General features: G+C 71.3%; 10 protein-coding genes and 1 pseudogene. 2 read left to right on the top strand and 9 right to left on the bottom strand.

Annotated elements, in window-relative coordinates; translation table 11 throughout:
• Positions 1 to 49: 49 nt before the first annotated feature.
• The 6 genes from ABZZ20_RS21500 to ABZZ20_RS21525 all read right to left on the bottom strand — a co-directional run bounded on the left by ABZZ20_RS21500 (position 50) and on the right by ABZZ20_RS21525 (position 7,964).
• Positions 50 to 1,684, bottom strand: a complete 1,635-nt coding sequence (locus ABZZ20_RS21500) for a M4 family metallopeptidase (protein ID WP_356871822.1) — start codon at positions 1,682 to 1,684, stop codon at positions 50 to 52.
• Positions 1,685 to 2,347: 663 nt separating this feature from the next.
• The gene (locus ABZZ20_RS21505; protein WP_356871824.1) at positions 2,348 to 4,741 is read right to left on the bottom strand and encodes a bifunctional polysaccharide deacetylase/glycosyltransferase family 2 protein; all 2,394 of its coding nucleotides are present in this window, start codon (positions 4,739 to 4,741) and stop codon (positions 2,348 to 2,350) included.
• A gap of 26 nt (positions 4,742 to 4,767) precedes the next feature.
• Positions 4,768 to 5,325, bottom strand: coding sequence for a hypothetical protein (locus tag ABZZ20_RS21510; RefSeq protein WP_356871826.1), 558 nt, complete (start codon positions 5,323 to 5,325; stop codon positions 4,768 to 4,770).
• A gap of 90 nt (positions 5,326 to 5,415) precedes the next feature.
• Positions 5,416 to 6,270: a hypothetical protein gene (locus ABZZ20_RS21515; protein ID WP_356871828.1), complete on the bottom strand. Its 855-nt coding sequence runs from the start codon at positions 6,268 to 6,270 to the stop codon at positions 5,416 to 5,418.
• Complete coding sequence (locus ABZZ20_RS21520) at positions 6,267 to 6,905, bottom strand: RNA polymerase sigma factor (RefSeq protein WP_356871830.1); 639 nt, start codon at positions 6,903 to 6,905, stop codon at positions 6,267 to 6,269. The genes ABZZ20_RS21515 and ABZZ20_RS21520 overlap by 4 nt, the downstream gene beginning before the upstream one ends.
• Before the next feature lie 324 nt (positions 6,906 to 7,229).
• Positions 7,230 to 7,964: an SDR family oxidoreductase gene (locus ABZZ20_RS21525; RefSeq protein ID WP_356871832.1), complete on the bottom strand. Its 735-nt coding sequence runs from the start codon at positions 7,962 to 7,964 to the stop codon at positions 7,230 to 7,232.
• 71 nt (positions 7,965 to 8,035) lie between these two features.
• Here ABZZ20_RS21525 and ABZZ20_RS21530 point away from each other — a divergent pair, with 71 nt between their 5' ends.
• Entirely contained in the window at positions 8,036 to 8,983 is a 948-nt protein-coding gene (locus tag ABZZ20_RS21530) for a LysR substrate-binding domain-containing protein (protein WP_356871834.1), read from the top strand.
• Here the strand turns inward: ABZZ20_RS21530 and ABZZ20_RS21535 are convergent.
• From ABZZ20_RS21535 to ABZZ20_RS21545, 3 genes and pseudogenes are all read right to left on the bottom strand, one after another.
• Positions 8,977 to 9,210: a hypothetical protein gene (locus tag ABZZ20_RS21535; RefSeq protein WP_356871836.1), complete on the bottom strand. Its 234-nt coding sequence runs from the start codon at positions 9,208 to 9,210 to the stop codon at positions 8,977 to 8,979. The genes ABZZ20_RS21530 and ABZZ20_RS21535 overlap by 7 nt on opposite strands.
• Before the next feature lie 128 nt (positions 9,211 to 9,338).
• Positions 9,339 to 9,688, bottom strand: a pseudogene (locus ABZZ20_RS21540) (protein kinase); the annotation flags it as partial.
• 32 nt (positions 9,689 to 9,720) lie between these two features.
• Complete coding sequence (locus ABZZ20_RS21545; protein WP_356871838.1) at positions 9,721 to 10,542, bottom strand: dienelactone hydrolase family protein; 822 nt, start codon at positions 10,540 to 10,542, stop codon at positions 9,721 to 9,723.
• 416 nt (positions 10,543 to 10,958) lie between these two features.
• Between ABZZ20_RS21545 and ABZZ20_RS21550 the strand changes: the two genes are divergently transcribed.
• Entirely contained in the window at positions 10,959 to 12,404 is a 1,446-nt protein-coding gene (locus tag ABZZ20_RS21550) for a hypothetical protein (RefSeq protein WP_356871840.1), read from the top strand.
• Positions 12,405 to 12,422 lie beyond the last annotated feature (18 nt).

Consider the following 12,422-nt stretch of genomic DNA (forward strand, 5'->3'; position numbering starts at 1 on the left):
GTGCCGGCAGGACCCTTCCGGGCGCTGCCGGCACCACGTCGCTAGGGCGTCAGTTGACGTTGACGCCGGACCAAGCGGCTGCCACCGCCTGGTACTCGGCGGAGGTCGCGCCGTACAGGTCGCCCGCCGCCTTCAGGGTCGCCGTGCGGGCACCCTTGTAGTCGGTAGTGGAGGTCATGTACACGGTGAGCGCGCGGTACCAGACCTGGAGGGCCTTGTCGCGGCCGATGCCGGTGACGGCGGTGCCGGTGTAGGTCGGGCTGTCGTAGGCGACGCCGTTGACCGTCTTCGCGCCGCTGCCCTCGGACAGCAGGTAGAAGAAGTGGTTCGCGACGCCCGAGGAGTAGTGGACGTTGAGGCTGCCGACACCGGAGGACCAGTAGTCGGCGGAGCTGCCGTCCTTGGAGGGCTTGTCCATGTAGCGCAGCGGCGTGCCGTTGCCGTTGAGGTTGATCAGCTCGCCGATGAGGTAGTCGCCCTTGTCGGCGCTCAGGTTGGCGTTGAACTCCACGCCGGTGCCGAAGATGTCGGAGGTCGCCTCGTTCAGGCCGCCCGACTCCCCGGAGTAGTTCAGGCCCGCGGTGTTCGCGGTGACGCCGTGGCTCATCTCGTGTCCGGAGACGTCCAGTTCGGTCAGCGGGTGGGTGTTGCTCGCGCCGTCGCCGTACGTCATGCAGAAGCAGGAGTCGCTCCAGAACGCGTTGACGTAGTTGCGGCCGTAGTGGACCCGGCTGTAGGCGCCGACACCGTCGTTGCGGATGCCGCTGCGGCCGAAGACGTTCTTGTAGAAGTCCCAGGTCGCGGCGGCGCCGTACTGGGCGTCGACCGCTGCGGACTGGCCGTTGGACACGGTGCCGTCGCCCCAGGCGTTGTCGGCGTCGGTGTAGAGGGTGCCGTTGCCCCCGGTCTTGTTCGACAGGGTGACGGTGTACTGGCCGCCGCGCGTGGCGTCCTTCAACTCGTAGCCGGTACCGGTGGAGTTGGTCGTCAGTGGAACGGAGCCGACGAAGACGCCCTTGCCCGTGCCCGCGGCGTTGGCGGTCTGGATCCCCTCGTGGGTGGAGAGGACCTCGCCGGTCGCCGCGTCGGTGACGACGCGCTGGCTGCTCGGGGTGCCGTCGGCGCGCATGCCCTCGACGAGGGTCTCGTACGCCAGGCGCGGGGTGCCGGAGGCTGCCCAGACGACGAGGCGCGGGGTGCCGGTGCGGTCGACGGAGGTGAGGGCCGGCTCGTCGGAGTCCTTCGCGATGCCGACGGTGGCGCTCACGGCGCCGGTCGCCTGGGCGGCGGCCTGGCCCGCGGAGAGCTTCGGGGAGAGCGAGGCCGGGGCGATGGAGTGCTGGACCGCCTTGTCCACCGACTTCATGGCGCCCTTGCCGTCCTGGTGGACTATCAGGTCGCCGCCGAGCACGGGGAGGCCGTTGTAGGTGCGCTCGTAGCGCACGTGGCGGCTGCCGTCCGCGTCGGTCACGACGTCCTTGACGACCAGCTTCTCCGCGTTGCCCAGTCCCAGGGCGCGGGCCGTGACGGGCGCATCGCTACCGGCCTGGGCGAGCAGGGTGGCGCGCTGCTGGGCGGGCACGGGTGTGGGGGAGGCCTGTGCGAGCCCGGCGCTGACCTGAATGGCGCCGGCGAGCAGGGCCGAGGTGGAGAGGACTGCTCCGAGGGCGAGCTTTCGCTTCACTTGGGATTTCCTTCTGGATCCAACCGCGTGTGCGCGGTCGCGCCTCGCTCCGGGGCACCGGGGTGAGTGCCTGCAGGGGGCGGAACGGGCGCTGTCGTGCTGCTCCGTACGGTTGGGTCGCACCTGCCGGTGGCGATCGACCGGCGGTTGCCCGTACGGGAACTGACGGAAGCATGACAATCCAGTGGATCGCCTGAACAGGCCCTGAACGGAATTGGCATAGTTCCGCCATGACGGGACGTCAGAGAATTGCGGAGGTCCTATCGCACGGTGTGGGTGAACCGGGTCGAACCGGACTGCCGGAACGTGGTTACCTGACGTACGGCAGAGCGCGTGTCGGGGAATTCGGTGCCATCTCCGACATTGCCGTCGACGTTACGGCCGTGTTACCCCTACGTTTTCGGTCGAGAGGCCGGTTCTGGGATGGCGGGAATTCGCCACCTCGGACGGTTGCCCGCCATCCTCGGCGCCTGTTAGGTGTGCGGGAAGCCGTCCTGCCTGCGGATGTGCGCTGCTCAAGGCCGAAGCCCCCCGGCTCGGAGGGCCGTGGGGGCTTCGTGGTCCGTCGGGAATGCGGCTCGGACTGCCGGGGCCGTGCAGGTGAATGCCGCAGGAATTGTCCCGGCTCCGCAGGGATGCGTACGGGTGCCGGGGGATGCTGCGTCAGCGGTAATCCTGATAAATCGTCGGCGTGGGCGGCTGCTGGTTCTGGGCGTAGTAGGAGGGGTGGGGGGCCCATCCGGGATCGACGTAATGGCCGCCACCCGGTGTCGATTCCGGCGCCGGGGCCTGTTCCTGCGCGACGACGGGGTGCCCGACCTCGTGCCAACCCCGTTCGATCTCCGGTCCGGGTGATACGGGCGGCAGGGGGGATGGCGGGTACGCAGGGGACACAGCGGACGCAGGGGGCGCGGACCCGGTCGCACCGACGGGAACCTGGAGGCTCCCGTAGCGCTCCATCCGCTGCCAGCGCAGGCGCGACCCGGCGACGGCGGTGAAGACGGACTGGATCACGACGAGGTACATCAGCTGGCGGTAGACGAACTGCTGGAGGGGAAGGCTCCACAGCGGTCCGGGGCGCTCGCCGTCGAGGCGGAACGCGTACAGCCCCATCGCGACCTGGAGCAGCAGGAACGCGGTCCACAGGCCGAGGATGCGCCAGGGGTCGAGGAAGACCAGACCGTAGACCGCGAACACGTCGACGACCGGGGCGAGCAGGGGCAGCAGGACCTGGAACATGAGGAGGTAGACCAGGCCGCGACGGCCCAACTTGCCCGCCTGGCCGCGCTGGGTGAGGGCGCCCCGGTGCTTCCACATGGCTTGGAGGGTGCCGTAGCACCAGCGGTAGCGCTGTTTCCACAGGGCACCCAGCGAGGCGGGTGCCTCGGTCCAGGCCTTGGCGCGCTCCTCGTAGACGACGCGCCAGCCGTCGCGACACAGGGCCATGGTGAGGTCGGTGTCCTCGGCGAGCGTGATGTCACTGACGCCGCCGACGCGCAGCAGCGCCTCGCGCCGGAAGGCACCCACGGCACCGGGGACGGTGGGCATGCATTCGGCGAGATCGAACAGCCGGCGATCGAGGTTGAACCCGACGACGTACTCGATGTGCTGCCAGCGCCCGAGCAGACCGCCCCGGTTGACGACCTTGGCATTGCCGGAGACGGCGCCGACGCGGCGGTTGGCGAAGGGCTGGACGATCATGCGGACGGCATCCGGTTCGAAGACGGTGTCGCCGTCGACCATGACGAGGAGGTTGCACGAGGCCGCGGCGATGCCGGTGTTGAGCGCGGCCGGCTTCCCCGCGTTCTGCTGTCGGATGACCCGTACCCCGGGGAGTTGGAGTGCCTCGACGATGTCGGCGGTGCCGTCGGTGGAGCCGTCGTCGACGACGATGATCTCGACGGGGTGGTCGGAGGCCAGCAGCGAGCGGACGGCCGCCTCGATGCCGGCGCTCTCGTTGTAGGCGGGGACGATGATGCTGACGGGCTCGGTGACCGGCGCGCCCCAGGGCTTGCGGCGCATCCGTACATGGCGGCGAGCGGCGACGAACACGGCCACCGCGCGCAGCAGGCTGATCGCGCCCGCGACCCACAGGAGCCAGGAGAGGACGTCCAGGAACCCGTCACTGGTGCGCAGCGCGGTGATCAGGGCGAGGCCCTGCCAGCGCTCGGCCGTCCCCGCCGGCCGTACGGCCTCGGGGAGGGCGACGGCGTCGCCGACGGTGGCGAACGTGAAGCCGGACGCCTTGAGCTTGGGCAGGAGCTGATCCAGCGCGGCGACGGTCTGCGAGCGGTCTCCGCCCGCGTCGTGCATCAGGAGGATCTGCCCGCCGGTGCCCTCGGGGGTGGCGTTGGCGATGATCCGGTCGACGCCCGGGCGGCGCCAGTCCTCGCTGTCCCGCGTCGTCAGGACGGTGAGGTAGCCCTCCTGGCCGGCCTGGACGACGGCGCTCCACTCGGCATCGGTGAGCGCGCTGGTGGTGGAGGAGTACGGCGGGCGCAGCAGCGGAGTGGTGACTCCGGTGGCGCCGGCGACGGCGAGTTGCGTCTCGCGCAGTTCCAGCGAGCGCCGCCACGGGGAGGCGCTGCCCAGGTCGGTGTGGGTGAAGCTGTGGAGCCCGATCTGGTGGCCTTCCGCGACGATCCGCCGGGCGAGGTCGGGGTTCTCGGCGACACGGGTTCCGACGGTGAAGAACGTGGCACGGACGTCGTTGCGACGCAGGACGTCGAGGACCTTCGGAGTCCAGACCGGGTCGGGGCCGTCGTCGAAGGTCAGCGCGATCGTACGGGCGGCCGGGGCGGCGGTACGGGCTGCCGCTCCTTGGATCACCGGGCCGCCGGAGGCTATCTGCGGGGGCACGGAGGAGGTAGAACCCCGGTCACGCTCCACGCCGTCGGCCCTGGAATCGAACAGGTGCTGGGTGTAGCCCTGGATCAGCAGTGCGGCCGACAGCGTGAGGACGAGCGTGGTGAGGAGTAGCCAGTGCGTGCGCAGCGGCACGTTGCGCACGGTGCCGCGTCGACCGCGGGTCCGACGACGACGGGGGTTCTTGGACAAGGGGAGTGCTTCCTGCCGTGCGGGACTTAAGGATGGGCGGTGGGCTTGCCGCCCTGGCCGGGTGCGGAACTGGAGCGGCCGCGCGCCGTGGTGGCCGTGGAAGGGAGGGCGGTGGAGGTGGACTGGCCGCCGACCGGTGCGGCGGTCGGACCCGACCCGGTCCCGGACGTCGCCGTTTTGCCGGGAGCGCCGGTGGCGGGCGCACTGCTGCGTGCGCCGGACGGGCTGGGGCGCGTCCGGCCGTTCGCCGCGCTGCCGATGGAGGGGCTCGGCGTACTGGACCCGGCTGCCGGGTCGTTGCCCTGGGAGCCCTGCGGCGCCTGGGCGGAGGGCAGGAACGGCGAATGGACCGTGGGGCCGCCCAGCAGGGTGCTGATGAGCAGGACGACGTAGGCGGCGGCCGGGACGACCAGCAAGCGCCCCATCCGACGCACCCGGCGCTGTCTGCGCCCCGAGACGTCCACGAAGACCGGGCTCGCCTCGGGGACGTGCGGCGGCGGGGCGTCCGGCACGCCGGGGGCGACGGGGTCCATGAGCGGAATCGGCGCGGTGTCCTCGGCTGGGTTGCCAGGTCGTTGGTGCATCGGGGGGCGGCCTCTACGGGTAGGAGGTTCGGAAGCCGGGCGGGTGGGCGGTGCCGGGAACGCCCACCGGTCCCGGCGGGGACGGGCGGGTCATTCCTTGGGACGGAAGGTCTGATCGTCGCCGGTGCCGGGAGCGGTTCCTGGCCGGCTGTCCGGAGGTCCGGTCGGATGGGCGGCGGTGGGGTTCGGGGTGTGGACCGCGCCGGGACCGGGGCCGGCACTGGTCGGCCGGTTGTCCGGTGGCTCGGTCCGGGAGGTCGGACGGCCGCTCGACGGGGCCGCCGTCGGACGGTCCGTGGCGGCCGGCGTAGCGCCGGGACCGCCGGAGGCCTCCCGTACCGGGGCGCAGTACCCGGCGACACGGTCCGGGCCCCCGGCCACCGTGACCAGGACCGTGAACCGGGACTCGGCCGGCAATTCACCGGGATGCGCGTCGCGCGCCCGGTCGTAGGCGCGACAGAGCTCCGCCAGTTCGGCGGTCAGCGGGGCCGCCGCACGCGTGGTCGGGTTCGGGTTCGGGTTCGGGGAGACAGAACGGGAAGCCGCGGCGGATGTGTCGGAAGGCTCCGCACGCCCGGGGTTCGGACCGCCCCCCAGCGCGGCGGGCAGATGGCCGGTGCCGGCGGCCACGGCAACGCCGCCGAGCGCGGTGGCGACGGCGGCAGCCGCGACCTTCGCGCTCAGGGCCTTCGCCAGCACCGACGTGAGCATCGGTCGCCTCCGGGGGTGTTGCGCAACGGGGACAGGGGCAGGTGCGAGCTGAGCCGCCCGGAACGCGGCCAGCGCCGCCCGTTCGCCGGACAGTTCTCCGTCCGCCGGGGGCGCGGCGGCAGCGGAGAGCAGTTCCACGAGGGCTTCGTGGCCGTCCGCCGCGCCGACCACGGATCGACCGAGCAGTTGCTCGGCTGTGTCGCGGTCGATCCGCCGGGATCGGTTGGTGCTCATCTCATGCCCTTCAGCGTTGGTGCCTTCGTTGGTGTCACTCCCGGGGCGGAATCTTTTTCCGGGGACGTCGTTCTGTCCGATTGTGTGGGTGTTCCTGCAGGTCGCAGGGCTTCTTCGAGGCGCTTGGCGAGCTTGCGCAGGCCGCGGTGGGAGGCCATCCGGACCGCCCCCGGCCGTTTGCCGAGCACGCGCGCGGCGGTCTGCGCGTCGAGGTCCATGACCACCCGCAGCAGCACGGCCTCGGCCTGGTCCCGGGGCAGCTCGGCTATGAGCGCCAGGGCGGCCGTGGTACCCAGGCCCGAGAGCACGGTGCCCTCGGTGTCGTCGGCCGCCGGCCGGTCACCGAGCAGGTCCTCCACCGGCACGCTGCTGACGGGCCGCCGCCGCCGGGACCTCAGCAGGTCCAGCGCCCGGTTCCGGCCGATGGTCGCCACCCAGCCGCGGAACCCGTCGAAATCGCCCTGGAACGATCTGAGGTCCCGGGCGATCTGGAGCCACGTCTCGGAGGCCACGTCCTCGGCCTCGATGCCTACGAGCACGCCCAGGTAGCGCAGCAGGCCGGGCTGTACTGCCCGGAACAGCGCTCCGAATGCTCCCTCGTCGCCGTCCCGGGCGGCTATGACCTGTGCGGACATGTCTTGTGGGGTGCGTCGGCCCGTTGCTCCAGGGCTGTTCGTATCGTCCTCGGCCTCGCCGAACTGCTCCGCATTTTGCACCGGGACATCATGCTGCACGCTCGGCGCGGGCCTCACCCTTCGGGCAAAATGCGCCCTTTGTCGGTGCGCGGCCCATCGCTGAGGTGGTCCGATGTGACGGGGCCGAGCACCGGGCGGTGACGACAGTCAGTACAGAAACGTCTCGCCCATCAGGGCCAGGGCCAGAGCCAGGGCCAGAGCCAGGGCCATCGGTCGGCGCCCTGCCCCTCGGGTGGGCCCGGGATCGCCGGCGTTGCCCGGGTCTCACCAGGGAATCGGCCCGTCCTCTGCCAAGAAGGCGCCCGTCGGGTCGTCCTCGCCCGTAGTCGCCAGGTCAACCGCCACGGCCGCGCCCTCCTCCGCCGTGCGTATCCCGGTGTGGCGGTTGAGGTCGGTCGCACAGTAGCCGGGACTCACCGCGTTGACCAGGATCCCTTCGGCGCGCAGTTCATGGGCGTAGAGCACGGTGATCGCGTTCAGCGCGCTCTTCGAGGTGCAGTAAGGGAGGAGGATCGAGGAGTAGGCGGACCACGGGCTGCCCGGGTCGGCCAGGTGGGTGAGGGAGCCGAGTTCGCTGGACATGTTGACGATGCGTGCGGCGGCGGAGCGGCGGAGCAGGGGGAGCATGGCGTGGGTCACCGCGATGACGCCGAACACGTTGGTCTCGTAGACCTGCCGGACGGTGCCGGCGGGGGTTTCACTCGGTTTTTGCGGTCCGGCGGCGATCGCAGCGTTGTTGACGAGGATGTCGAGGCGGCCGAACGTGGCGTCGATGTGCTGGGCGGCGGCCTGGACCGAGATCTCGTCGGTGACGTCCAGCGGTACGAACCGTACGTCGGCGCCGTCGGCGCGAAGCTCCTCGGCCGCCGCCTCGCCACGCTCGGCGTTGCGGGCGCCAATCAGCACGGTGATGCCGAGTGCTGCGAGCCTGCGCGCCGTTTCCTTGCCGATGCCCTTGTTCGCGCCGGTGATCAGAGCAGTCTTCTGTGAAGTCGTCATGGCACCCAGCCTCCCCTCGCCCACGGGCGGCAGGGAAAGACCGGAAGACTCTGGATCTATAGTCCACAGATATGAGTGAGCTAGAGGTGCGGGAGCTGAGGTACTTCATCGCGGTCGCCGAGGAACTGAACTTCAGCCGGGCCGCGCAACGCCTGGGGATGGCGCAGCCCCCGCTGTCGAAGGCGATCGCTCAGATGGAGTCCCGGCTCGGCGTACGCCTGTTGGAGCGCACCACCCGGCAGGTGAGGCTGACCACCGCCGGTCAGGTGCTGCTCGACCAGGCCCGGATCGCGGTCGACGCGGTGCACGCGGCGGCCCGGCGAGCACGCCGGGCCGGTCAGCCGACACCCCAGCTCGTCGTGGCGGTCAAACCGGGAGGCGATGCCGGGCTGCTGCGGGAGATCCTCGCCGCCTACCGGGAAACGGGTTCGCATCTGCCGCCGCCTGAAGTCGTCGTCGGCGGCAGCGGAGAGCCGATCGCCATGCTGCGGGACGGCCGCGCCGATGTAGCGCTGCTGCGCAGCCCGTTCGACGGTCAAGGGCTGGATTCCCAGACGCTCGTGGTCGAGCCGCGACTGGCCGTTCTCCCCGCCGCGCACCGCCTGGCCGGACGCCGGCGACTGCGGGCGACCGACCTGAAGGGTGAACCGATCCCACGCTGGAAAGGGGCCGCTCCCTCCACCACCGCCTACTACACAGGATGCGACGGAGCGGAAGCAGGCGATGGCCACACAGGCTTGGCGCCGGCCGACACTCCTGAGGGGCCGCTCGTGGCCAGCGTCGAGCAACTCCTGGAGGTGGTCGCGCTGGGCCAGGCGGTGGCGTTCCTGTCACGCTCCACCACCAAGCGGCACCAGCGCCCGGACATCGCATACCGGCCGGTCACCGGCCTCAGCCCCAGCGCGGTCATGGTCGCCTGGCCGGAGGCCTCGCGATCCGCAGCCGTCGCCGCCTTCGTCCAAGCCGCGCACGACGTCGCCGCCCACCACCCCGACTACATGACCGCACTGGCCTACTGACCGGGGGTACTTGCCCCGCCGCCGTCCTCGCCCTTCTGCGGTCGTACGTCTTCGTCCCCGAGGGTCAGGTGGTAGCCGGCGGTGAGATTGACGCCCTTGTACTCGGTGGGCTTGGGGTCGGCCTTGGCGCCGCCCGGCTTGGCGGAGCCCGACGCCTCGCCGCCGCCCGCCCGTTCGCCCTGCGTGCTGCTTCCGGACTGCGTCTGCCCTCCCTTGTCCTTGAGCATCACGTACGCCGTGCCCGTGCCCGCGATGCCGAAGACCAACGCGGCGACGAGGGCGACGGGCAGGCCCCGCTTGCCCGCACCGGGCGTGGGTTGTGGCTGGGGCAGGGGCGGGTAGCCCGGCGGCATCGGATGGCCGGGGCGTCGGCGGCGTAGGCGATGCCGAAGTCGATGACGCGGGGCCCGTCGGCCGCCAGCAGCACGTTGGAGGGCTTCAGGTCGCGGTGGACGATGCCCGCGCCGTGGATGACCTGTAGTGCCTCGGCCGTACCGGCGATCAGCAGCAGCACCGCCTCGACCGGCAGCGCCCCGTGCGCGACGACCGCATCGGCGAGGGAGGGGCCGATACGTACGCGGTGGCCAGCCACGGGTGCGGGCCGTCCGTGGCGGCGTCGATGACGGGTGCGGTGAACAGGCCCTGCACGCGCTGTGCGGACCGTACTTCCCGGGCGGAACCGCGGCGGAACTCGGGGTCCTCGTTCGTCGTCGTCATGGCGAGTACAGGGCCCGCCCTCATTGCGCTCCGCCGCGCCGCAGGCGGTCGTGCAGGAAGGCAGTGACGTCCGCGCGGGCCCTGAGGGCCGGGTGGTCCGCCGAGGTCTCGCGGACCTCCAGGGTCAGGACCGCGTGGGCCTGTCGGCCGAAGCCGTCGGGGTTGCCCGGGGCGGAGTCGAGCCGGACGACCTTGAACGCGTCGCCGAGCCGGGAGCGCAGGGTTTCGAAGCGCTCCTCCGGGGACAACCGGTCCTCGCTGAAGCGGAGCCCCATGACGCAGAGGCCGTGGTGCCGGGTGCGGTCGACGACGCGCTGGAGTTCCTCCTCCGAGAGGCCCGCGTCCGCGCGCTGGGCGGCGGTCAGGGCGATGGGGGTGGAGGGTTGGCTCATGACGGGGGCCAGTACCGAGTCGTCGACCGCGGCGGCCAGGGCGAAGCCGCCCGTGAAGCACAGGCCGATGACACCGACGCCCGCTGCGGGGGTACGGGACGCGAGGTCGCGGGCGAGGGCCCTGAGGTAGTCGGCGACGGGCCGGCGGGCGTTCGTGGCGAAGGCCCGGAACTCCGCCGAGACGCACACGCGGGCGAACACGCCTGCCGTCCGGGCGAGGGAGACGGGCTTGCCCGGCGTACCGAACAGCGACGGCATCACGACGGTGAAGCCCTCCGACACCAGGTGGTCGGCCAGTCCGAGCACCTCGGGCGTGATCCCGGGCAACTCCGGCAGGAGCACGACGCCGGGGCCTTCGCCCTTCTCGTAGCAGTCGTGCGTGAATCCCTCGGCGGAGAAGGAAGTGCACTGCCATCCGGCGAGGCTGGAGGTCGGTGCGGTGCCTGTCATTGCTCCTGCTTTCAGTGGCATCGGTGGGCATCGAGGGGGATCGAGGGGTGGTCGAGTCCCGGCGTCGGGAGCCGACTGTACGCCGTGTTCATGCCAGGCCGATGGCCTGTGTCGGCTCGTGGAAGCGTGCCGGAGGTAAGCGCCGGCACGGTGCCGTGCCGCCCTCCCCGGACGACGCAGGATGCCGCGCGTCAACACCGAGGTCCTGTGCTCATCCCCCCGAGCCCTTCCACCCCGTTGGGTGAACCGGGCGCCCCCACACAGCGGCAGGGCCCTGCGCGCCGGGCGTCGAGCAGGCGGTGGCACGGAGGAACGCGGGCACGGCCGCGGCAAAAGGATCACGTTCGGTGCCACCATTCCCCCGCACACAGCGGGCAAGGCTGCGAAGCCGTTGCACAGGGATGAGAGGTACGGAAGTGGCGTCTCAGGTGGTCGAAGAAACGGCTCAGGACCTTCCCGCGCAAAAGGGGCCGGATACCGCCGCCGAGAGCGCGGCTCCGGTCCCGCCGGCCGCGGAGCGGACCGACGCCGAGCTCCTGATCGCCGCGTCGGTCCTGCTCGCAGACGCGGCCCTCACGGCCAAGCAGTCCGGTGCGGAGCTGACGGGGGCGTTGTTCAGTTGGCGGTTCGGGGTCGAGGCGCTACGGCGCCCCGTCTGGGCACTCGGTACGGCCGTGTCCTGCGCCCGGGCGCTGACCGACTCGGCCGGGCTCGGATTCGGGGCGAACGGCGGCCTGATCGGCGAACTCGCCCGAATGGCCGGGAGCGTGACGTACCGTCGCCCCGCCAAGGTGGCCATGGCCGTGGACGCCTTCGCGCTGCGGATCAAGGCTGCGGCGGTGGACCACCCCAACCTCGATGCACCGACGGCACGGCGCCTGACCGACGCGATCGTGGCCGGGAACCGGTGGGAGGCGCTGCGGGCGGCGTACGGGCTGGTCGAGCTGCTGGGGGTGACCCGGGCCCTGACCACGGTGAGTCCCGTGATCATGGAGCTGCTGGCGTTGCTCGGGCTGCTCGACGAGAACCCGGTCAACGACGACTTCTCGTGGGTGACGCTCGCCGGTGGTGTACCGACCACCGACCCGTTCTTCGGGCTGCCGAGTTCGCTGCTCCGGTACCTCAACCCCGGCCCGGGGCGGGCGGAGCGCACCGAGCCGGACTCGATCCTGGCGAAGGTGCTGGCCACCTCCCGCAACGACATCGTCAGCTACGTCAACGACATCGGGGCCCTCGGCAACCACGGGCTGGTGCTGCTGCGCCGCGTCGCGTGCGCCGACGGCGCCGTACGGCACGTGCTCCTGCTGCCCGGCACCAGCTTCGGGCTGCTGAGCAACAGCACCCCGCAGGACCTGGTGGGTGCCTTCGACGGGCTGCTGCGGACCGACACGACGTACACGCGTGCGGCGAAGAAGCTGCTTCAGCGGGCCGGGGTGCCGGCCGGCTCGGAGCTCATGATCGTCGGGCACAGTCTCGGCGGCCTGACCGCGATGAACCTCGCGGCCGACGTGGAGGTGGCCTCCTCCTACCGGGTCACGCACGTGGTCACGCTCGGCTCCCCGATCGACAGCAAGCGGTCCGCGGACCCGACCACACAGGTGATCAGCCTCGTCAACAAGCATGACGTGATCCCGATGTTGGACGGGCGCGGGCCGGCCTCGCCGAACGACATCCCCGACGGCTGGGTCGAACTGGCCTGGCTGGACGAGTCGTACGACTACCCGCTCTCGCACGCCCCGCAGGCGTACTCCGACACCCTGCGCGGGGAGCTGACGCACTACCGGGAGCAGGTCAACAAGCTGATCAGTGCCTACGACGGCGAAGTCGTCGGCAACCAGCCGTACATGCTGCGCGACAAGTGACCACAAGGGAGACCGACC

This window comes from Streptomyces sp. NPDC006430 (genome assembly GCF_040612395.1).
Lineage (GTDB): Bacteria > Actinomycetota > Actinomycetes > Streptomycetales > Streptomycetaceae > Streptomyces.